General features: G+C 40.8%; 19 protein-coding genes. 7 read left to right on the forward strand and 12 right to left on the reverse strand.

Annotated elements, in window-relative coordinates; all coding sequences use genetic code 11:
- Positions 1 to 3 precede the first annotated feature (3 nt).
- Positions 4 to 1131: a hypothetical protein gene (locus FLL46_RS10415; RefSeq protein ID WP_142893453.1), complete on the reverse strand. Its 1128-nt coding sequence runs from the start codon at positions 1129 to 1131 to the stop codon at positions 4 to 6.
- A 436-nt stretch (positions 1132 to 1567) separates the two neighbouring features.
- Here FLL46_RS10415 and FLL46_RS10420 point away from each other — a divergent pair, with 436 nt between their 5' ends.
- Entirely contained in the window at positions 1568 to 2164 is a 597-nt protein-coding gene (locus tag FLL46_RS10420) for a hypothetical protein (protein WP_142893454.1), read from the forward strand.
- 91 nt (positions 2165 to 2255) lie between these two features.
- On the opposite strand, the gene trpS is transcribed toward FLL46_RS10420, so the two are convergent.
- The 7 genes from trpS to FLL46_RS10455 all read right to left on the reverse strand — a co-directional run bounded on the left by trpS (position 2256) and on the right by FLL46_RS10455 (position 9988).
- Positions 2256 to 3272: a tryptophan--tRNA ligase gene (gene trpS / locus FLL46_RS10425; protein ID WP_142893455.1), complete on the reverse strand. Its 1017-nt coding sequence runs from the start codon at positions 3270 to 3272 to the stop codon at positions 2256 to 2258.
- Positions 3273 to 3472: 200 nt separating this feature from the next.
- Positions 3473 to 4513 carry a 3-deoxy-7-phosphoheptulonate synthase gene (locus FLL46_RS10430; RefSeq protein WP_142893456.1) on the reverse strand — a complete coding sequence of 347 codons (1041 nt, stop codon included), beginning with the start codon at positions 4511 to 4513 and terminating at the stop codon, positions 3473 to 3475.
- 283 nt (positions 4514 to 4796) lie between these two features.
- Positions 4797 to 5441, reverse strand: coding sequence for a TorF family putative porin (locus tag FLL46_RS10435; protein WP_142893457.1), 645 nt, complete (start codon positions 5439 to 5441; stop codon positions 4797 to 4799).
- Between the two features lie 117 nt (positions 5442 to 5558).
- Positions 5559 to 6323 carry an enoyl-CoA hydratase gene (locus tag FLL46_RS10440; RefSeq protein ID WP_142893458.1) on the reverse strand — a complete coding sequence of 255 codons (765 nt, stop codon included), beginning with the start codon at positions 6321 to 6323 and terminating at the stop codon, positions 5559 to 5561.
- 97 nt (positions 6324 to 6420) lie between these two features.
- Positions 6421 to 7854, reverse strand: coding sequence for a ferredoxin reductase domain-containing protein (locus FLL46_RS10445; protein ID WP_210418661.1), 1434 nt, complete (start codon positions 7852 to 7854; stop codon positions 6421 to 6423).
- The gene (locus FLL46_RS10450) at positions 7851 to 9743 is read right to left on the reverse strand and encodes an AMP-binding protein (protein ID WP_210418662.1); all 1893 of its coding nucleotides are present in this window, start codon (positions 9741 to 9743) and stop codon (positions 7851 to 7853) included. Before FLL46_RS10450 ends, FLL46_RS10445 begins: the two co-directional genes overlap by 4 nt.
- Positions 9743 to 9988, reverse strand: a complete 246-nt coding sequence (locus FLL46_RS10455) for a hypothetical protein (RefSeq protein WP_142893459.1) — start codon at positions 9986 to 9988, stop codon at positions 9743 to 9745. The genes FLL46_RS10450 and FLL46_RS10455 overlap by 1 nt, the downstream gene beginning before the upstream one ends.
- A gap of 491 nt (positions 9989 to 10479) precedes the next feature.
- On the opposite strand from FLL46_RS10455, the gene FLL46_RS10460 reads away from it, so the two are divergent.
- Together FLL46_RS10460 and FLL46_RS10465 are read left to right on the forward strand one after the other, a co-directional pair.
- Complete coding sequence (locus FLL46_RS10460; protein ID WP_142893460.1) at positions 10480 to 11991, forward strand: hypothetical protein; 1512 nt, start codon at positions 10480 to 10482, stop codon at positions 11989 to 11991.
- Between the two features lie 301 nt (positions 11992 to 12292).
- On the forward strand, positions 12293 to 13570 hold the full coding sequence (locus FLL46_RS10465) for an aminotransferase class V-fold PLP-dependent enzyme (RefSeq protein WP_142893461.1): 1278 nt from the start codon (positions 12293 to 12295) through the stop codon (positions 13568 to 13570).
- 110 nt (positions 13571 to 13680) lie between these two features.
- On the opposite strand, the gene FLL46_RS10470 is transcribed toward FLL46_RS10465, so the two are convergent.
- Both FLL46_RS10470 and FLL46_RS10475 read right to left on the reverse strand, forming a co-directional pair.
- Positions 13681 to 14211, reverse strand: a complete 531-nt coding sequence (locus tag FLL46_RS10470; protein ID WP_142893462.1) for a hypothetical protein — start codon at positions 14209 to 14211, stop codon at positions 13681 to 13683.
- A 152-nt stretch (positions 14212 to 14363) separates the two neighbouring features.
- The gene (locus FLL46_RS10475; protein WP_142893463.1) at positions 14364 to 14756 is read right to left on the reverse strand and encodes a rhodanese-like domain-containing protein; all 393 of its coding nucleotides are present in this window, start codon (positions 14754 to 14756) and stop codon (positions 14364 to 14366) included.
- Positions 14757 to 14932: 176 nt separating this feature from the next.
- Between FLL46_RS10475 and FLL46_RS10480 the strand changes: the two genes are divergently transcribed.
- The 3 genes from FLL46_RS10480 to FLL46_RS10490 all read left to right on the forward strand — a co-directional run bounded on the left by FLL46_RS10480 (position 14933) and on the right by FLL46_RS10490 (position 18302).
- Positions 14933 to 15880, forward strand: a complete 948-nt coding sequence (locus FLL46_RS10480; RefSeq protein WP_142893464.1) for a helix-turn-helix domain-containing protein — start codon at positions 14933 to 14935, stop codon at positions 15878 to 15880.
- 122 nt (positions 15881 to 16002) lie between these two features.
- The gene (locus tag FLL46_RS10485) at positions 16003 to 17199 is read left to right on the forward strand and encodes a pyridoxal phosphate-dependent aminotransferase (protein WP_142893465.1); all 1197 of its coding nucleotides are present in this window, start codon (positions 16003 to 16005) and stop codon (positions 17197 to 17199) included.
- 260 nt (positions 17200 to 17459) lie between these two features.
- On the forward strand, positions 17460 to 18302 hold the full coding sequence (locus FLL46_RS10490) for a hypothetical protein (RefSeq protein WP_142893466.1): 843 nt from the start codon (positions 17460 to 17462) through the stop codon (positions 18300 to 18302).
- Between the two features lie 73 nt (positions 18303 to 18375).
- Here the strand turns inward: FLL46_RS10490 and FLL46_RS10495 are convergent, their stop codons facing one another.
- Positions 18376 to 19077 carry a type 1 glutamine amidotransferase gene (locus tag FLL46_RS10495; protein WP_142893467.1) on the reverse strand — a complete coding sequence of 234 codons (702 nt, stop codon included), beginning with the start codon at positions 19075 to 19077 and terminating at the stop codon, positions 18376 to 18378.
- 433 nt (positions 19078 to 19510) lie between these two features.
- Here FLL46_RS10495 and FLL46_RS10500 point away from each other — a divergent pair, with 433 nt between their 5' ends.
- Complete coding sequence (locus tag FLL46_RS10500; protein ID WP_142893468.1) at positions 19511 to 20902, forward strand: agmatine deiminase family protein; 1392 nt, start codon at positions 19511 to 19513, stop codon at positions 20900 to 20902.
- A 167-nt stretch (positions 20903 to 21069) separates the two neighbouring features.
- On the opposite strand, the gene FLL46_RS10505 is transcribed toward FLL46_RS10500, so the two are convergent.
- Complete coding sequence (locus FLL46_RS10505; protein ID WP_142893469.1) at positions 21070 to 22860, reverse strand: beta propeller repeat protein; 1791 nt, start codon at positions 22858 to 22860, stop codon at positions 21070 to 21072.
- Between the last annotated feature and the right edge of the window lie 314 nt (positions 22861 to 23174).

Below are 23174 nucleotides of genomic sequence, written 5' to 3' on the forward strand. Positions count from 1 at the left end.
CTGTTATTCCATTAATGTAGATATATCAATTTTAAAACGCTGAGCAATCGTTTCAAGTGCATTTTGTTCAATTGCAGACATGTCAATTTTTAGCTGTTTAAAACCGCCAGAGTCAGGCATTGCTTTAACTCTCACATGACCGTTATGTAATAAAATTTGCGCACCTTTTTGGCCGAACAAACCGTCATTGTCTTCGATTAAGATCCCCTGGTATCCAAGCTTGCTAGGAATAAAATCTAGCATATTTTCTTGAATCGAAACGGAATGTTGTTTGCTCTTGCCAAGTGCTTTCATTTGATTTGAAAGAACACCCGAATTCAGTTGATTAAACTCCTTCAATGACATAGTCGGATTTTTTCGTCCAGAGTATATCAGTAATGTGATTTTTGAAGCTTCCTCTCCAGACACGATTGAGTCCCCTTCTTTAGCTACTTGAGCAGACCTCATCCAACCAGCAATATTAGCTGCGCCGGTATTCTGTGATTGACTGGCACTATTCGTTTTAAAAAAACCACAGAAAAGTGTATAGATACCACGATTTGCATTTCGAGGGTCGGTGATAAGATTACCGCTATTGTCTTTATTGGTGGCACTGGTTTGACCCGGTTTATGAGACCAACGATTGTTCGAATCTCGCCGATACCAATGATAATCTCTGCCAGGTGCGACAACTAACGCTAGCAAAGTATCCCGTTTATTTGAGCTGCTGAAATAACTGGTCTCACTAATACCTGAATCTCCCTTTGCACCAGCTGCAACTGCGGTGCAAGACCAGGGATCGTCAGAAAACGTTGGTGACCCTGAAGCATATCCCGGCTGCGCAAAATTATTCGTCGCTTTGTTCGCTGAATAGTTATAACAATTGTTCTTAGGACGCCTGGAGCTGGAATTCCAGAAAGCATTCGCGTAGTGAGGGATGTAACTCACATTCGATAAACAATCCAGATAAGCACTCTTCTCTGGGTAGCACCAGTCAGGTGCTCTGAAGTTATGCGCCATGCAATGGTCTAATGCAGCTCTTTCTTGTTGGCAAGCCTCTGCTGCTTTAACGTCGGAAAAAGTTGCCATCCCTAAAAGCACTGAGAAAGCAGATGAGGCAAAAATATTGCGCGTTTTTATTAACATTTTCATAGTTTGATAGTTCCTCTAAATTTTTTGAAAAAACGTGCTTTCTCCATATCGACCAGCTTTACTCAACCTCACTGCTCTCATAAAAAACGACGATTAATTTCTCAATGAGAGATAAGAGATTTTTCAACTAATTCATTATTATCAACATGAATAATGTTGGACATTGACCTTGCCACAAATGCGTTCGAAAAAAATATTATTTTCATGAGTTTTTTCTTAAGAATTTCTTAAGGTGAGTCAGTATTAAGTTAAATTGAGATAATCGTTGAGACAATTCTTAAAGAAAAAATCTGCTTCAAAAAATCTACAGAAAGGGCGACGATAATTAACAATTCTGTCACCTGATATAAATACAATGGGCATCCCTTCAAGAAGCACTAATTAGTATGTTGTTTAGTTTGAAGTTTATTCACTACTTAACAAAGGTAAATAAACGATGAAAAATATATCACTACTTATTGTTGGCTCTCTTTTTTCAGTATCAGCATTATCCAACGAAGTTATTGCATCTAATAGCGGTAGCATTTTTGACCCGGAAACTTCAACTTATGTTTTAGATTCAGATCTCGATTCATTTCCAGATAAAACGGAAATCATCGGCGGGACTAATCCTTTAGATGGTCAGGATTACCCTGGTGCAGAGGAAGCTCTGGCGCTCGAAACTCAAGGTAATGACATCAATATATTTCCTGGCACAAGTTGTCGTAGTGGTTTTCGGTTAGCCGGAGCTCGTCTCTGCATATCAACCACCACTCAAAACGCAACGCGCTACGATACAGCCCAGGCAAGATGTCGAGCCAAACTCTCTCATGTGGCTTCTTATGAAGACCTGTTTTACTTGTATCTGTATAGCTCACTTGACGCGTCATACAATCCGAACGGAAAATGGATTGGCAATATGATCGATGATGACGATGCCTTTGTTGGCAACAGAACGATTTCTTACAACAATGACCCTGACATCTGGAACTTTGAAGGTCATGCCAACAAGAGCAATAGTCGTGCTTACTGGTGTGCACACGACAAACTATAACAGCCTCGGTTAGCGTATTTGGAATTGATATTTATCAGCTGGACTACAGTTTGTTTTTTTGTAGTCCAGTGTTAACTATTGCAGACACTCACTAAACTTTCTTAAACGGGCTAATTCCAACAGCCTTCTTGACTTTTTCCAGTAGCGGCGCACTCAAATCTCGAGCCTTTTCCGCACCTGATTTCAAGGCTAATTCAATGCCCTCAGGATTCTCCACAATCTCTTGATATCTCATTCTGGGCTCTTTCAATATGCCATTAATTAATTCAAATAACTCCGCCTTTGCTTCACCCCAGGCAATCCCATTTTCAAATTTCTGCCTCATTTCCGCGGTTTGATCTGGTGTAGCAAATGCTTGCCAAATCTGAAACACGGTAGAACTATCAGGGTCTTTAGGCTCTCCTGGTTCCAGAAGATTAGTTTTTATTTTATTAATGGTTTTTCTTAATTTTTTTTCACCCAGGAAAATTGGGATGGTATTGTTATAGCTCTTGCTCATTTTTCGGCCGTCAAGACCGTTAAGGATTGGCGTCGAACTATCAATGCTAACTTCTGGTAACACAAACAATTCTTCATAAATATGATTAAATCTTCCTGCGATATCCCTCGCCATTTCCACATGCTGGATCTGATCTTTGCCAACCGGCACCTTGTTGGCATTAAACATAATAATATCCGCTGACATAAGTACCGGGTAGGAATAAATTCCCATTGTAATGGCTGCATCGGGGTCGTTGTTGCTTTCCAGATTAGCGTCAACGGCTGCTTTATAAGCGTGGGCCCTGTTTAATAACCCTTTTGCCGCAACACAATTAAGGATCCAACAAAGTTCGGAAATTTCAGGAACATCGGATTGACGGTAGAAAACAGAATTATCAGTGTTAATCCCTAAAGCAAGCCAGGTTGCCGCGATAGCAAGCGAGGAATTATATACAGTTTTAGGAGACTGGCACTTAATCAGGGCGTGTAAATCAGCCATGAAGAAAAATGACTCCTTGCTGTTGTCATTTGACGCCTCAATTCCGGGCCTGATCGCACCAACATAATTACCTATATGGGGTTCGCCTGTACACGTGATGCCCGTTAATACTCTATCTTTCTTTTCCATTGCCTAACTCGTTATTTGATTCAATGCCCGCCAAAATGAGGGTTGAATTGAACCTAATAAAGGGCTTAATTGCAAGTGCAAACTTATAAAGTTGTCAAATGTACTATATTTTCTTAATCACGCCAGTCTTAATCGTGCCGGCTCTCTTCAGTTATTAGCGACAATTCAATCAAACGAATTTTAGGCGACGCTCAAACCAATTAAGCCTGCACAGCATCTGCTAATCGGTGAAGCAAAACTTCAGTGGCATCCCAACCAAGGCAAGCATCGGTAATACTTTGGCCATAAGTCAGTGGCTTGCCTTTTACGACATCTTGACGATCTTCAATCAGGTGACTCTCAATCATCACACCGGCAATTTTCTTTTGACCAGACTCAATTTGAGCGGCAACGTCTTCACCAACTTCTATCTGCTTAGCAAATTGTTTAAGGCTATTCGCATGGCTAAAATCGATCATCAATCCGCTTTTAATTTTCTCTTCATCGAGTTTCCGACTACATTCCTGAACACTTTCGGAGTAATAATTTGGCGTCTTACCGCCGCGCAAAATAATATGAGCGTCATCGTTGCCAGAGGTTTTATAAATTGCCGTTGTGCCGCCTTGTGTAGGAGACAAAAAGATATGTTGATTGTTAGCAGACTTAATCGCGTCAATCGCAATTTTAATGTTGCCATCGGTACCATTTTTAAATCCAACTGGACAAGAAAGTCCTGAGGCCATTTCACGATGCACCTGACTCTCAGTGGTACGAGCACCAATAGCCCCCCAACTGATCAAGTCGGCGTAATATTGCCCGGTAACAATATCGAGGAACTCGGTTCCTGCTGGCATCCCAATTTGATTGAGATCTAATAATAGTTGTCGGGCCAGTCGAAGCCCTTTGCTTACCTGAAAACTGCCATCTAAATCAGGATCATTGATCAATCCTTTCCAACCCACAGTTGTGCGTGGCTTTTCAAAATAAACCCGCATCACAATTTCTAACTTATCACTCAGCTTTTCGCGCAGATGGACTAATTTTTGACCATACTCCATCGCAGCATCGACATCATGAATTGAGCAAGGCCCAACAACCACCAACAAGCGTTGATCTCGGCCATGTAATATTTGGCTAATATCATCACGAGTCTTTGTGACCAACTGATCGATTGAGGGTGTTGAAGGAAATTCCTCGATCACTTCTCGCGGCGTCACAATTTTCAGGGTTTCGAGGATTCTTCGATCAGATGTTTTAGTCATACGGTTTACAAACTTGGTAAAAATTGAGCATTTAAATGTGAATCAAACTTAACATGCGATGGGTTAAACATCAAACCAGCACCAGACTTATCTCCAAATACCTCATTAAGCTATTATTATTCTACTATTGTTGCATTCGGCGAAGTAGATGGATGTAGCTCATTGGTTATGATGTCAATATCAATTTCACGCAAATACTAATACAAAAAGAACTGCACAGGAAATACCTGGCAGTTCTCTACTTTCTCAAATGTCATTTAAGCGTATATAAACGCTCAGCCCATCACCATCTTTTCGACATACTAAGCACAACATGGCTTCCTGCCAACTCTCTTAAAAGATCATCGTTATCATTATAAGCATATGAAAGACCGAAATTTAAATCATTGTAGTCTCGAAAAATTCCCACACTATAATCAACAAAATCTTTAGCATCCAGGTTCTCCGCGTCAAGCTTTCCGACATGAAAGGTTAGCTTGTATAAATCGGCAAACCGATAATGAGCGTTAAAATCGAGATAACGCTCATTCAATTTGTTATTTTGATAATAATGCAAACTATAATTATCAATAATTGAGCCGACAAACCATTCACCAGAATCAACATTATCAACTTTGGTAAAAACGTGTTCGATGTATCCAACGTCCCAGGTCAAATATTCCGTTTCAAACTTCTTACCAAGTACCACATCAATCAACGTCTCGCGAGTACCGCCATTGATCTGAATATTGCTAAAAGCCACTGCGCCAGAGTAAAATTCAGAATGCTTGTAATGTGCTCCGCCTATCACCGACTGTTCTTCATTCGTTAACGAAAAGCCCCTTAGTAATCGATCAGAAACCAGGCTTAAATCAGCTGAAACAGATTGATAAGCTTGTGCTTGAAAAGATAAAAATAGTAGTAAAAAAGCTGCGTATTTATTGTTCATTTTAACACCTCATATTTGGTATGTTGTTAGAGTTCGTTATTCCTGGCGATAAAAACCGACATCGTTTTCGTCCACCAGTTCTTCTCGTAATCATTAATTTAAATTGCTGCTGTGAGACTACCGATGCTTAAAGGCAGGCTCGCGCTTTTCAATAAAAGCGCTCATCCCCTCCTTTTGATCCTCTGATGCGAAGAGCGCATGAAAAACACGACGCTCGAATAAAACACCTTCGCGTAAACTCAATTCAAGCGCTTGCTCCACGGTTTCTCTTGCTGCCATTGCCGATGGCTTACCATAAGAAGCGATAACTTCTGCCACACTAATCGTTTCTCGTAATAAATCCTTCGCAGGAAAAACTCGCGCTACCAGGCCTGAACGCTCGGCTTCCTCCGCACTCATTTTTCTTCCAGTTAAAATCATGTCCATGGCTTTTGATTTTCCGATGAGCTTGGTCAAACGCTGCGTCCCCCCCATGCCAGGAATAACACCTAACTTTATTTCTGGTTGTCCAAAACTCGCTGAGTCTGCTGCAAAAATCATGTCGCACATCATCGCTAACTCACAACCTCCGCCGAAAGCGTAGCCGGATACTGCTGCGATTTTTGGGGTGCGTAATGCACAAAATGCATCCCAGCCGGAAAAAAAATCTTCGTTAAACATTTGCAGAAAAGATTTATCTTTCATCTCCTTGATATCGGCTCCTGCAGCAAATGCTTTTTCTGAGCCTGTTACAATGATGCAACCAACTTCCGGATCACTATCCAACAGCTGTAATCTGGAAATTAATTCTTGCATCACCTCAGAATTTAAAGCGTTGAGCGCTTCTGGTCGGTTGAGCTGCGCAATAGCGACTCGTCCAACTCTTTCGATCAATATATTCATCACTTATCTCCATAATCTAAAATTTTTTATTAACAACTTTTGTTAAAACTTTTATTCGAATATCAACAAGTTTTTTATAAAATCATTCATAAAAATCTTAAGAATCCCAAATAGCTCCATAGGCAGGTATGCCGCGGCTTTCCATTCCGTAAACCACCTGCCAGGTTAGTTTTTTATTGGAAATACAGATCACAGCTTCTGCGTCAAAAGCTTTATGGGCTTGATAAGCTAACTTGACCATGTCAGGTTTGCCTTTCGCGTCGGTGTCCCAAATCAAAGCATCAGGCTGCACTGCCAGAATTTCATCGACCAACTCATCGCCATAGGTTTTGCGCGGATTTCGAGTTGCCCAAATCAACAGCGAAGGAACTTGTTGCGAAAGTAAGTGCGGTAAACAAGGGCCAATACCGCTACCCGTGGCTACCCAGATGACGCGTTTAAACAATTGATCGACGTTGCCGACACCGGCGGTGGTAATTCCCTTAACCCACACATGTGAGGGCAAGTCGTCAATGAATTTGCCGGTCCAGTCACCTGCTCGGGAAATAGTTAAACGAAAACCATCTTCTCCCGGCGTTGGAACATTGGCGAAGGAATGCCATTCCATCAATGGACTACGACTCACCGCTGTTGACGAACCAGCAAATGGTGTTTCTCCATGATTGAAACGCACCAATGCTGCATGGGATGAAGGTTTAATTATTTCAACCGGCACTTTACGTAACCTCAACCAGGGCAACAGGATGCTTGTAGTTAAAATAATTAACATCCAGAAAACAGCGGAGCTCAACAATGCATTACCCAAAGTCATTTCTCCACGATTAGCATCGACAAACAAAATACTTTGCGCCCAGAACAAAACCAGTGCAGTCCAACCGCCAAACCGGTGACTCATTTCAAACTGATTATGGAAACGTGCTCTTATCGGTGGTAATGCCATCAGAATCATAAATACCAAAATACCGAATAACGCGTAAGTAACAGACAAGAGTCCGCTGGAAACGCCAGGTAGCCCATTTGCCTGATGATAAAATAGCGAGCCAACGTAAATTCCAAACCAGACAGTTGCGGCCGTTGCGCTACCACTATGAAGCCCGCCAAAGTGATAAACTTTTCCTAACACTCGGCGAATAGACAAAGGCCAGCTGGTTGGTACGCTGGTCGCCAGGTAGAAAAGTAGATTGATGAAATATTGCTGTCGAACAAGAATAGCAATGGAAAAATTAATCAGTATCATATTCGATAATTTATCCAGCGCTATACCTCCACTACTCCACCAATTTCCGCTTCCTAACGCATGTCCAAGTACAACAAGATTGATCACCGCGATGAGCACAAACAAGCGATGATAATGCATCAATACAGGGTGTTTGCTGATACGCCTTAACAAACTTTGCTGTGGCGGCAGATCAAGTTGAACTAAAGATGAAATATTTGCTTCTTCTAGCTTTTGTTTAACCTGAGCGGATTCAGGCGGCTGCTCAAATTTATATTTGTGCGGCCGCTCTACGTAAACGTGAGTATCCATCACGACAAAGCCTCCACTTTTTTAGTTTTGTTTTTGAATTTAGTGTTGTTTGGGATCTTGTTTTGTATCGACGTTTTTTTTGTTTCTTCCGGGTTCTCTGCCATATTACGTAACGCTCTTTTATCAACCTTTCCGCGACTGGTCATTGGCAACTGCTCCATGGCAACAATAGAAGACGGCATACAATAGTAAGGCAAGCGTTCTTTAACAGCAGCTCGAGCTTCATCCAGACACACGGTTGCAGGCGAAACAAAAGCAATTAGATTGCGATCGTCAAGCTTCAAGGTCACGGCAAGCTTACAGTGAGTTACTGATTCTAAAACCGAAGAAACAGAATCGAGCTCAACACGAAATCCACAAATTTTGACTTGATCATCGGTTCGGCCAAAGTGTTCCAGTTCACCATCAGCAGTCCACCTGCCCAGATCTCTAGTACGGAACATTTTTCTACCATTTCCTAAAAATGGATCCGGCGCATACCGCTCTCGATTTAACTGCTCGTTATCAAGATAACCCGCGGAGACACAGTCTCCTCCCGCCCACATTTCACCGATTTCACCAATGGAACAAGGCTGCTTGTTTTCATCAAGAATATAAACCGTATTGTTGGGCGTTGGCTTTCCAATGGTTAGTTGTTTGCAGCCACTATGGTAATGTTGTGCCGTATTAATAATGGTCGTTTCAGTCGGTCCACATGAATTATAAAATCGACAAAAAGACGACCACTTATCTGCAAGTGGTAAAGGGCAAGGTTCGCCGGCGACCGCCGCTACTTTGATATTTTTGCATCGCTCGACATCTAGCGAACCTAGAACAGTTGGCGTGGCAATAACGACATCAGCAGACTCAACTGCCGCAGAAATATCACTACCACGAATAATCAAGGTAGCCCCATGCGCAAGGCATCCCCATATTTCCCAGGCGGCCATGTCAAACGCAATACTTAGTATTTGGGAGACCTTCATTCCTGATTTTATCCCCAAATTTCCCGGACTGGTCAGTAAAATATTACATAAGTTTGCGTGGGTCACTCGTACGCCATTAGGCTTGCCAGTGGTACCGGAAGTAAATAAAATAAAACATGTGTTGTCTCGACTAACTTCAACTGACGGTTTTGTATTCAATAAGTTTATCGATTTTTTTCCGTCTTCATTTTCGTTGAAGTTTGCTTTAATATTTTTGTTTGAAGCCCCGAGGTTATTTTTTTTACTGAGTAATTTTTTATTAAACTCGCTCCCATTAGCGCCTTTTCTGTTGTTCGAATTATCGAAAGGCTGAGCGATAAAGTCGTCTACCGCAATGCAGTGACATTTATCAGGCACAGGAATTTTATTTTGTAAGTGAGCGAGCGTTAAGATAACTTTTGTTGAAGCAGCTTCAATCACATGTGCTAACTGTGATTCAGGTGCAACACCGACATGTTGCGGAACATAGCAAGCACCAACTTTCAAAGTCGCAACCATCCCTACCAACATTGGAATAGAACGCTGTAAAAAAAGTGCGACACTATCACCACTTGTAATGCCGCATTCAGTGAGTAAAGCTGCAAGACAATTCGCCTGATAATCTAGCTCAGCGTAAGTAATCGACTCATTTTTATGGATGGCTGCAATAGCTTCAGGATTAGCGGCGGCCTGAGCTTCAAATGCCTGGTGAATACAATCATAAGGAACTTCCGTTGTAATTCCCTGACCAAAATGCTCAAACAAAATCTGATCAGCAAAAGATAAACCTTCCATTGCTGACTTGCAAAAACTTTGCTTTATTGGTGTAGGGTAATATTCATCACCATCGAAGAAAGTTAAACTTTTAGCTTTACTTTTACCAATCAATTGATGAGGAACTTTCGACGCGTTAAAATCAGCAGACGTAGTTTGTTTAGACAAGTCCATTAGCAAACCTCCTTGTTACAATATTGATGTGCAGCTCCGTTTTCTACACGACTAAAAACCTTTTTAGCTTTAACCCTGACAAGCTCATTCTTATCGAGCTTGCTCTGAAGAAACATTTTTAAACCAGGTAGTTTGACATCAAACCAGGTATTCAAAAAATGTTTAGCAGAGAAAACAGGTACAACACAAGCTGGTATTCCTTTTAAAAATTTTCTTGTTATAGCGTTTCTGATGAGATCGGCCATTTTTTTTCTCCTACCAGTTAGTGGAGAGAAAAAATTATGAAAAAAACCTCACAAATTTTTCACACTTTCATCACAAAACTATAACAACAAAAAAAATATCTACATTAATTATATAGCCAATGGTAATGAAGTAAAATACTGTGAACAAGTTCGCAAATGAATTGTTAAAAAAGCACACTTTTCCTTATTTTTCTTATTAAGAAAATCACAATTAAAATTATTTTATTTTTTAACCTGTTAATTTTTTCGCGTTCTTTTTTTATTAAACGCATGAGTCACTGACAGAAAAGTTAATGATGAAAAGTTAATTCGATGGCAAAGTTACATTATGCCTCACAGTCTGATTTTTAGAACGACATGTTCAAACTTTCAAAGTGAGATTTTCAGCGGTGTTGTGGATACCAATGCTATTACTATCTCGCGACAACTTTTTACATTATTTAACACCAAATAATTTTAGAATGAGTTCAACTTAATAATTATGGAAATAAATGATGCGACCTAGTATATTTTTTTGTCTTCGTAAAATTACTATTAGTTATTTTAAGTCGAGCTCCCTAACCGCTTTTGGTTTAGCGGCTCTGCTTGTAGGCTGTGGTGGTGGCAGCAGTAGTCCTCCAGATGTTGTAGAACCTCCGCCTTTAGTACAAAAACTCGAGTTCAAAACCCAGCAAGGTTCTAACAGCAATTTCATTGCAACAATCGACGATATCGATAGAAGCCTTAATGCCTCGCTCAACAAGGTGGCCACCTTACCGAATAATGACCTAGTGATTATTGGACAATACGCCACATCGGAAGAGTATAAAGACACAAAAGGCTTTTTCGCTCGTATAACTCCGGACCTTGAAATTAAACTCATGGTAGAGGATAGTTCCGGGTTCGCTGGGCTGTGTACTCATCCTTCAGGAGACTATACGCTCGCGCGTTTTATCGAAAAAGAAAATGCTTCTCAAAGCGATACTTTCACAGTGCAAATTGAGCGTTACGATGATGCAGATAACTTAACCCAAAAAGTTTTCTTAACAGACCCTTTTGCAGAAGATTATTACGAATTTCCTTTTTCCCAAAAAGAACATGAGGAATTTCCTTATAAAATAGAAAGTAATCAGCGTGCGGCGGTTCCAAATTATCGGCCTGAATTTAGCAACTGGATTACTTATACAAACCGGTCAAATTTTTTACAACTACATTGTATCGAGGAAGAATTACTGGTTTCCTATAACTACGAAGGGCTTAAGCTCACTCGTTACGATCAGTCATTGCAACAGCAATGGTCCCAGGCAATTACGACTCGGAACTTTTATAACTCATCCTTTGAGCGACTCGCACATACCGCAATTGATAGCCATGGAAATGTGATTGTAGCGACAAACTTCCCGAATAACGGAGCCTTAGCTTACAACCACAGATTTTCAACCTCCTATGAGTACGACCCACAAAAACTCAATACCTCTAATCTGTTAGTTAAAGCGTTTACGCCGGAAGGCGCATTAATTTATGAAAAGGTCATCGGTAGCGAAGAAAACGACTTGCTTGTAGATATTGAGACAATAAACGATAAACTTTTCATCGGTGTGAATAATCGTCGCTTGAAAACACCTTCCGGCGCCAACAATACAACAGAGTGGGACATTGGATTATTTGAAGTTGACCTCTCTGATTTTAGTTACGACCACAATTTTTTAAACTTCGATAATGAAGACCTGCTGAGGGGAATTACCCAGGTTGGCGAAGATATTTACCTACACGGTGTTACCGGTTTTAAACAAGTTGACACCAACAGTTGGGTGGCTAATGGTAATGGCTTTTATAAAAAACTGACAAATGGAGAGCTAACAGATAAGGAATCTTATACGGAAGTCGTCGGTGTCCGGCATAGCGAGATTGCAGATTTAACCGTTGTGAGTGACAAGCTTATTGCAGTCGGTAAGTCGGATGCGCCAATTACTCACAGTACCGATAGAAACTCATCAGCGTTACTCTATATTAAAGCACTTTAGAAATAGCGTAATGTTCGCCAAGGGCGATCGCCCTAATAAGATATACTGCGATAATTTTGATTTATCAGGAAACTTCAGTCGCTTCAAATCCTCCCCCGCCCTCCTTTTCTTAAGGAGGGAGTAACCATTGAAAGCTTTCTCTTTAATATTCACTAACTCTTCACCAAAATAATATTCCAAATTAGTGTGGTTAGCTTCAATCCATGATATAAATTTAATGGGTGAAGTCGACGAGTAACCATCAAGGTCTCTTCATCAGTGCTTATTTATCAGTACATCAATACAAAGCAGAGAGGGCAAAATGGAACGGCGCAATTTCTTAACACATCTGGGTGGCTCGTTAGCTACAACGGCATTGATGATAGCTAACAACGCAACTGCGAATCCCGCCCTCAATCAGTCTAACGACCAAAACTTAGCAAGTGGTCCAAATAGTATAAGAAAGGCTTTCTCTCGCCTGGAAAAAGACATTTACCTCAATGCAGCCGGAATGATGCCTTTAAGTACATTTAGTGAAAAAGGTTTGCAACAATACCTGAACTTTCAACGACTGGGGTATAACGACGGCGATGGTGAATATGTCTCGGCAATGCAAAACGAAATACGCGAATTATTTGCATCACTGATAAAAGCGAAAGTAGACGAAATCGGTCTGGTACACTGCACAAAAGCGGGTGAACAAATCGTTCTGGACGCTATCGACAGCATAAAATCCAAGGGAAGTATTGTCACTAACGATCTTCACTTTTCTGGCTCCTTACATAATTTAATCGGTCTTAAAAAGTCAGGGCGAGATGTTCGCATTGTTAAAGCTGAAGACTGGCGTATTAATTTGGAAAAAATGAAATCAGCTATTGATGAGCGCACAGCATTGGTTAACGTAAGTTTGGTGTCGAATATTAATGGACATATTGAAGCGATCGGCGAACTTGCACAAGTCGCTCACCAACATGGCGCTATTGTTTACGCTGATATTATTCAAGCGGCCGGAATTGTCCCCATTGACGTCCATAAAATGGGCATTGATGTTGCGGCTTGCTCTTGCTACAAGTGGCTGTACGGTGTTCATGGCACTGGTTTTTTATTTGTCAGTGAAAAACTGCAAGGTAGCAAACTGCAAGATCGTCTTTTTCCGGGTAGCATTCGCCACAACTACGCTCCCTGGGTTGAAACGCCAGAGCTAACAAAAGAAGATTTTATTTACCAAGCTAAAACTGACGCTACACGTTATCAACCTGGTCATATCAGCTACCTCGGATATTGCGCCGCCTATGAAGGGTTAAAATTTATCAAACACATGGGAGTGGAAACATTACTCAGGCACAGTGTAAAGCTTAATCGTCAACTTAAATCAATGTTGAACAAGGATCGATTTGAGTGTATTTCACCCAATATTGACGCTTCGCCAATTATTACATTTAGAACGCATGAAAATGATAATATTAAAGCGAAATTGAAAAAAGCAGGTATTGTCGTTTCTTATGGTAAAAACCGGCTTAGAGTTTCACCTGCGATATACAACAATAGCGAAGATATCGAAAAGCTCGCGCTTGTGCTAAATGAAGGCGCGATCAAATGATCTTCAACCTGCTTACGCTTAAATAGAAAACAAGTTGAAAATTAGTTGCCCGAATATGGAGAATTCATTAAAGGGCTTATTGCCGAAAAGATCAACAATAAGCCACAATATCAGTCGTCAGATTTTTCAGAAGCTTTTAATCGCGAGAAATCCATCGTCCAGTTGGTTTCCCAGACATTTGCTTCTTCGATAAAATAGGCCTGTTCCCAATAGGCTGTTCCATCGTCTTTGACTCGCCATATAAACCTCAAAGGTATTGCTTTTCCGTCAACAATATCTTCGCCATAAAAAACAGCTTCTTTACCGCAAAACGCACCGACGACCTGGTGTTCCAGTTTTGTGCGGTTTGAATCCATCCAGAATATTGTCCATAACTTTGTTTCGGGATTAAAAACCCTCACGCTCGCGCCATAAAAATCTCCTTCAGGCATTTCCACATGTGCTTCATCAGCATTCGCTAAACCTCCCATCATAGACCATGCATGGTAAGTTGAAGTGAAAGTACTCCAGTCATCACAATTAACAAACCTTTCATTCAAGCGTCTGTGGGTAATAATGCGATCCCCGCCCAAAATAAAATCAAAGTCAGTTGAGCTGGAAGTGGATAAATCGATAGATTCAATGAGTTGCTTAACATTCACGTTTGATTCTCGCAATTTAGTTACAATATTTTAGTTTTAAAACCCGGTTTCGAAAATTTGCTTTCAAAAATTAGCGTGTAAGAGATTACACGCTTCAAAACTAATTTGTAAGGGAAAAATAAATATCATCAACTAAATAGCCGAAATACAACTTAGCGAACCAGCTCAAAACCTTCGTCTAGCCAACCGGTAACACCACCAATCATCTTTTTGACAGGCCGATTGAGCTTAGCCAGGCGAATCGCCGCTTTCTCCGTACCATTACAATGAGGACCTGCACAGTAGACGACAAACAGTGTACCTTTAGAATATTTCGCAAGCGCTGTTTCATTCATTTTATGGTGAGGTAAATTTTCAGCGCCATCGATATGTCCTTTATCAAAAAGAATATCAGCCCGTACATCAAGCAATACAAAATCTTTACGATCGTTAGTGAGTGCGTGGTGAACATCCCAACAATCAGTCTCGAAACGCAACAGATTTTCAAAGTGTTGTAGCGATTCAGCGCTATCGGCCACAGGAATTCTAGATACAGCAGAGGACATAGATAATCTCCTTGAAGTTAAGTCATAAAGTCAAGTCATGAAGTTATTAATGGTGCTAGTATTAATAAGCTTGAGAAATTATCGCCAATATCAGACAAAACAAAAACTGGCTTAAAAGACATTTGTCGTTAATAATAAGCCATTATTATAGAATCGATAATGATGGTTTTTTGTTGATGAATAAAGTTGCCATTTTGACCTACAAGCATATCTCCCTGTTTGAGCTAGGCTGTGCAACCGAACTTTTTTCGTTACCCAGACCGGAAATTAAAAACTGGTATCAAACTGACGTTATCTGCTTTCAAACAGAAGCGCTTGAAACAACAGGTGGAATGACGCTTTCCCCCCACCAAGTCAATCATTTAAAAAACTATCAGACGCTCGTAGTCCCATGCTGGTCGGTAAACCAACCGCAAGTGCCAAAGAAAATAGCCAGTGAAGCAAAGCGCTTAATTAAACGAGGCGGACGAATAATATCTTTTTGTTCCGGTGCTTTTTTTCTTGCTGAAATTGGCCTTTTAAATAATCGAACAGCCACAACCCATTGGGTTTACGCAGAGCAATTTAAGCAAAGATATCCACAAGTAGAATATCTCGAAGATATTCTTTACCAGTATGATGGTATCGTCGGTTGTTCTGCTGGAAGCGCGGCTGCCATAGACTTGGGATTAGAAGTGATTCGTCAGGATTACGGCCATCAGATTTGTAATCAGGTGGCCAAAAGAATGGTTATGTCACCTCACCGGGAAGGCGGCCAATCACAGTTTGTTGAAACCCCGATTAGCAAGCGTCCGGATAACCTGGCTACAACACTGGATTGGGCGGTTAAAAATCTAGCGACACCAATTGATGTTGATTTACTTGCAATAAAGTCCAATATGTCACGAAGAACCTTTGACCGAAAATTCCGAGCAGCATTGAACTTAAGTCCTAAAGAATGGATTAATCAACAACGAGTACATTTAGCGAAAAATATACTGGAAACAACTCGCGATCCGATCGAGATAGTCGCGATTAATTCGGGCTTTGAGAATGCATTAACCTTACGACACAACTTTCGAAAATATTTGCAACTATCGCCCACCCAATACCGTCGGCAATTTGGTCGAAGTAAAGAAAATTGACTGGCCCAATAAAGCAGTGGCGAAATACAACAAATCCAGTTAATCTGACAACAGCAATTTTGACTCTGATAATGAATAATGTGAGTGAATCTCCACAACCAACCCACACGAGAGAATGACAAATGCCTTCATTAGCCGAGCGCATGAGCCGCGCCAAACCCAGTGCGATTATGATAATCGCCGATAAAGCTAAGCAACTTAAAAATGACGGACGAGATATCATTAGTTTTTCTGTTGGCGTTCCGAACTTTTTACCTGCAGAACATGTCTATGACGCGGCGCGCACAGCGCTGGCTGAAGATTCTGGCCAATACCTTTCAGGTCGCGGTGAAGACATTTTGGTTAACGCCTATCTTAAACGCCTCGAAGCGAATGGCTTTAGCGAATTCACCAAAGCAAATATCGCGACAGGAATTGGCGCTAAACATATATTGTTTTCACTGCTTTATGCGCTTATGAATGAAGGCGATGAAATATTAATTCCAACGCCTTTTTGGACGACTTATCAGGATATTGCCGATCTGCTTGGGCTTGAATCTCAGCAACTTCCTTGTTCTGCAGAGCAAAACTATAAACTTACGGCAGCGCAGTTAGAAAAAGCCATTACCCCTAAGAGTAAAGTTTTGTTATTTAATAATCCGTCAAACCCAACCGGCATGGTTTATAGCCAGGCTGAAATCAAAGCTTTAGGCGACGTTTTAGAAAAACACGACTTGTGGATTGTTTCTGACGACATTTATAATCGCATGGTTTTTGACGGTATCGGCTTTCATCACTTATTAAAAACTAACCCCGCATTAAAAGATCGAATCATCATGATCGACTCTATCTCTAAATCCTATGGCATGCCGGGCTGGCGTGTTGGTTTAATGGCAGGCCCAGAAAGTGTCGCTGATGCGTTAGTCACGCTGAATAGTAATTCAATTACTAATATTCCCGGTGTTGTCGGCGCTGCGGCCGCAGCTGCAATCGCTGGCCCTCAAAACTTCGCGGATGATATGTGCCGTGAGTTTACTAAAAAACGCGATGAAGTTATGGAGACAATGGCCCAAATTCCCGAAGTGAGCTGTCCGAAACCACAAGGTGCTTTTTATGCCTTTCCCGATATATCGGCAGTGTTTGGTCGAATGCATCATGACCAGGTCATTCAAAATGACGTCGATTTTGCCGAACGCTTACTTGAAACTAAAGGGGTTGCTGTCGTGCCTGGTCGTGCGTTTGGAACGCCCAATGCCATTAGGATTTCCTACGCATGTAAACCTCAGGAATTAACTGAAGGATTAAAGCGACTGCGTGATTTCTTTTCCGAAATAAACTAGCGCTTGATCTTATTTGCTCAACTTTATTTTAAGTTGAGCATCTACCTAAAGAATTCCTTTAATGTTTACACAAATAATGCTTACGCAAATAATGTGTGCGCAAATTAGTTCTATTTGTTACCTCTCTACAATCATATGATTTCAAAGTAAAGCAAATTGACTTAGTTTTCTGAACCTTTAATCAAACTACTAGTCAGAAGTTACTCGTTTCATTTTATACAGAAATTCCTGTACATACATAGACAAGTTTTGATCAATATATGGCTCTACAGCAAGCAGGTGCAATAACAACGGAATATCAATTTGAATCACTCTACCAAAGTATAAGAAGCTCGGATGATTATTACGCGATCAAAGAACAAACCAATAAATTTCTATCGATTGGTATCTGTATTTCAATATTTTTACACTTAAGTGCTGGACAACTTTTCTGGTTTCAGCACCAGACAATGAGCTCAACTTCCGAGCAACCATCGAAGTCTTTTAAAATTAATCTTCTTTCCGGCACTAACTCAAAACCTGAAAAACAACAGATAAGCCAACAAGTAGAACCGCACCAAAGGGAAAAAACAGAATCTGATAATCGAGAACCCAAATCACAGATATCGGAAAAAAAGACTGAACAACCCGAAGACTCATCGACGAATAAATCGCCTGAAAAAACAGCTCAATCAAAAATAGAAAACACCAGCCAAAACACTCAGTCAACAGCCGATAAGCAGATCGTTTTTGAAGATATTCTTGACGGCTTAAGAAAACAGACTTTAAACGAAACTCAAGAGTCTGAGTTTCTAAGGTCAGACTTTATTGTTATGGACCCTAAGCTTAGACAAAAGCTCGATGATATTCTGCGCGAGAAAAAACGTATTGAAGCAATTAGTGAAAAGACTCGAAAAAGAAAAGAAAATGAATTTTACGAATTTCAATCCTATGGTAATGATCGAACGGTGCGCATTAATGGCAAATGCTTTCAGCTACAAAAACAACCTGACTTTTCTGATTTTAACTACCTTTGGACATCGATCGGAAGTTGTGAAAATAAAGTTAAACTTGATTTTACCAAGAGAAAACTTGATCAAGAATATTTAGGAAAAACCTATTAATCAATACCATTTTAATCAATACCATTCAGCCAACAAACCAACGATTAAAACTTTAACATTTTGTTTCCGTTGATTAACATAACAAAACCCTATCAACAAACTTCTTCATCAGACTATTTGATTCGGGAGTTTCTCGAGCTGATGCAATAACGTGTTCCAACTGAGACTCATTTTCAGTGTAGCAGTTCTTATAAAAGGTGAGCCTTTGAACTAGAGTAGACTTGTTAATTTCAGGATGAAACTGGAACGCCCAAAACGGCTTATTTTTGACCTTAATCCCGTGGACACATTGTTCGGTGTAAGCCAGCAACTCACAACCTTGTGGTAACTCAACGGCTTTTTGCTTATGAACCGATACCGCAAGAAACGGCTCAGGGATGTCTTTCAACAAAGTATCTTTTGCCGCGCTGTTAGACAATGAAATCGGTATCGTTCCCATTTCAAATTCGCCTTCTGACTCAATGATTGAACCACCGAGTGCCAATACCGCCAACTGAAAACCGAAACAAGATGCAAACACAGGGAGCCCCTTTTCACAACAATGAAGCAACAACTTTTGCGCATCGATGACAAAGGGGTAATCATCAGGCTGAAGCACATTGGCATCGCTTGCGCCTCCCACCCAAAGCGAGTCATAACCTGCTAACACAGATTCATCGAACGAAGGTCTGTCGAAGACATTCAGCGTTTCAATTTGCGACAGACTAAGCTGAGCATGCTCGGAAAAACTGCACAACTCTTCTTGAGCAATATCAGCACTTTTTCTTATTTGCATTAGCAACACTTTTAAATCGCTTCTATTTTTACTTTTCATGTCATCAGCTTACTTAAGGCTTGCGAATAAACCATTGTTCCTTTTGACATTATAGCTGGTAACTCAGGCTTATCTAAAATGCTATTCCTTGATAATTTTTAACGCTAACAGAAAAAGTTTTGCATTGGTAGCTAGTTTCTTAGTTTCTAGTGAACTTTTTATCGATAAGTATTTTTCACAAATTTGATTAAAATTTTTAGTTTTATCTGGTTAGTCAAAACTTGTAGGGTAAATCAGGCCTGTTTATTTTTTAAACAAGCCTTTTTCAATTCTGAAGCTGAATGCGCGAGAAAATAAAAAATAAACGAGCGAAGTACCCGAACAAAAACCGAAAAATTAGACTGTGCACAAGAAACAGATTGATGCACAAAAAATAACTAACGAGGATACTTAAATGAAGCAAAAAACAAAAAGTAGTTGGTACACATCTACCTGTTTTTATTTCTTACTACTAACGACAACGATCTTTAGCAACTTTGCAAACGCAGCCTTTCGCGCCAACTTCACTGCCGACAAAACAACAGTTGAGGTTGGAGAAAAGGTCAAGTTTACCGATACTTCGACCGGTTATCGTGATTGGTGGGAGTGGGAATTTCAGGGCGGCACACCATCATACAGTGAGCGGCGCAACCCAACAGTGACTTACAATACTCCAGGAACTTATGACGTGACCTTAACAGTGTGGAACGGGTATCGACGATACCGCACAAAAACGATTAGAAATTACATTACAGTCACCGAAGCTGGCGGCGGTGAACCAACCAGTATCAGAGTTCCTGCCGAATGGGAACCACAAGAAGCTATCTGGTTACAGTGGCCCGGTCGCTGGGAAAAAGTTTATGAGCCAGCCTTTGCCAAAATGGTCAATGTGATTGTTCAGTATCAAAGACTACACATTTTGTACAACAACAATACCATCAGAAACGAAGCTCGAACGGCAATCTTAGCTGCTGGAGGCGACCCCAACCATTACAATATTACCTGGCATTCAATTGGTAATGACAACGCCTGGATGAGAGATAATGGACCAGTTTACGTGGTACAAGATGGTGAAATGCGGATTCAAAATTGGGAATTTGACGCCTGGGGCGGTGGCTTTGGTAACAACGTCACTTACACCAAAGATAACCAGGTTCCAATTGCCGTCGGCGCCTATTTGAATATGCCGGTTGATAAAGTTGATGTCGTTCACGAACGCGGAAATCTTGAGTTTAACGGCAAAGATACTGTGATTTTGAACTGGAGCACTATTGGTGATCCTAACCGCAATCCAGGTTACACCAAAGCCAAGGCCATCGCAGATATGAAAAAACACTTTGGTGTAAGCAAGGTGGTGATGATAGAAGGCGTTCACGAAGGTGATTTAACCAAAGGTCATATCGATGGCATCGCTCGATTTATCAATGAAAACACTGTCGTTGTGCCTCAATGTACCCAAAACTCTATTTGTAAACCAGGTGACGGCAAAGACGACAAGGTTAATGAAGACGCAGCAGCAACAATCGCAGCAGCCGGATTGAATGTCATTCGAATGCCGGTAGAAGGCTCAGTGACTTTCGAGGGCACGACTTTTGATGCCGAATACATGAACTGGATTGTGGGTAACGGATTTGTTATCGCCGTCGGATTTGATAACCCAACCCTGGACAACGCTGCAAAAGCCCGTCTTGAATCCTATTTCCCTGACAGAGAAGTGCATATCATCGAGATGTTGGCGTCCTGGAAAGCAGGAGGTGGAGCTCACTGTCATACCAATGACCAACCAAGTTCGTTGATTACCCAATAAATAGGTTGGTTCGTTTCGTGATATTTGTCCAACGATAATCGAAACGTATTAGCCAACAATTGCAAAGCTAAAAAAGCCTCGCGGTAGAAACTGCGAGGCTTATTACAATGACATTGAAGTCTATCTGTTGCTACGTCTTAACCGCTTTTAAAAGCGAGCTTCTACAATCAGAAATTTTCATGATCTCTAACCTGCTGCCAGGTCGCGCCATCATCTAATGATTCATAAAACTCACTAGTCGCGCCGCGGCAAGAAAGCAGCAAACGGTCGGTCACTTCTGAAATCAAAGACGCACAGTACTTATTCGGCAGATTATATCCCGTATCTTGCCAGTTTTTTCCACCATCAAGGGTACGTAGAATTTTGATTTCCTTATCTCGCTTTCCACTCCAAAAGTCGAAATTTGAAAAAGTGGCGATTGTGATTGCTTCAAGGTTACTTTTGAAAACGGGAAAACTATTAAACGAAAAGCTGTCTCTTCGCGGTTTTACTTTTTTACCATTTTCTCGACAGCTATTTTTCTGGGTGAAGGTACCATCGGAACAACGCGAAACAGAAGTTCTAATTTCCTCCCAGTTTTTTGAGTTATCATCAAATCGGTAATAAGAGTTTCGACCACTCCAAGACCAGAAACCTGGCTTTTTAAGGCCTAACCTGGCTTTCCCCGAGTCAAAACTATAATCCATTTCTGGTAACTCTTCAGGTTTGAAAGTTCTCCAACTCTGCGGATCGTAGCCAAAGGTCAAAAAACTCGGATCAGGAAATGCTCCTCGACTTCCCATCGACGAAAGTCCAACCCGAATAAGATGCTCATTTTCGTCAACGCTAACAGCGGTCACGCGCTTTAGTTTAGGAGCGGATATTTTCTTATTTTTACTTTTTTTCTTGGTACTCTTCTCAACCGCTTGATCGCCGAGACCGAAAAGCTTCCAGTTTTTAACTGAATCATATTGATTTAAAGCTTCCCACGCTAATGCAGTCGGAGAGGCTAAGCTACGAAAAACAAATAGCTTGCTATTTTGACTGGCAACCATGTCAATGGTGTTTTCTTTCGAGAAAAATACTTTGTGTATGGTAAAGTCATAAGCCATTGATGCATCTTGCCAATCACCACCGGCCGGTTTCCAGAATAATTTTCCTTCCTGTCCACCAACAACCAGATCGCCCTTTTGATTCTGTGCAATAGTGTTAAGCTGCAAATTTGTGTCGACGCCATCAATGTCCCACTCTCCGTCAGCACTACGCTTCAAAATAATGCCCAATTTCCCAAGAAAGTACATGCTGCCATCAGGCGCCTGATACTTATCCGAATAACTCACCGGGTTTTGCGCCACTGAAACGTAAAAGGATTCTCTTTCGTCGTCTTTACCGTCGTCTTCCCAACTAAGAATGTTTTCCGGGTTGTATTCAAAAAATGGGAAGTATTTCCTCATTACCTCGCCGAGTTCAGGTTCAGGTAATCGGAGTATTGTTTCGATATATTTATCCGTTTGTGGTTTAGGGTAAAAAATTAGAGTCCCCAGATCGGTGACTTGCCCCGGCTTTACCTGGAAAGTACCAAATTTGGCATCTGAAAAAATATAGCGGTAATATCGATAATCACCATGAAAATGATAAGCGTTTATATTACTTAATGCATAACTCCCCGCTTTAACCACAGAAGCAAACACCGTTGTACCAGTTTCATAAGGTGTACGCGCTTTTAATTCACTTGATTTAACTTTTTTAGACTCATTCAGATTTTCTGGATCAATTACGATGTTATTGAATGGTAAAGGGTATGAACTGGCATTGATAACTCGTGCGACGACTACGCCTTCCTCAGCTTCCAACTTCGTTTTTTCTGTTAATGTTGGCAACACATTGTAAGTTCCACCACAACCGCTAATAAAAGCAATGAACAGTATAATACCGGTTGCTTCTATCAGCCGAACCAAACCAGACGCAACTCTCTGCATAAAATATTTCCCCCAGAATTATTATGTACTTATTAAAACCGATTAATTATAAATACTTGTCACTTTTACAACTGATTATCAATCATGATAATCAGTCAAACTTCAATTATTTCCTGACAGGCCACGCAACCATCTGAAATTTGCATTGTTCCAACGCTATGATTTATGATCACTTGCGTTTCGACCCGTGGTCGACAATCGCGCCCGACTTAGGACGCATTCGCTGAACGCAAGATTATAATTTATTTAGCCTGAAAATATAGGCTAATGTTGCTTTTTAACCCCCTTGAATAACGAGATGTCCCATTTTGAAA

Source organism: Aliikangiella coralliicola (genome assembly GCF_007004725.1).
GTDB lineage: Bacteria > Pseudomonadota > Gammaproteobacteria > Enterobacterales > Kangiellaceae > Aliikangiella > Aliikangiella coralliicola.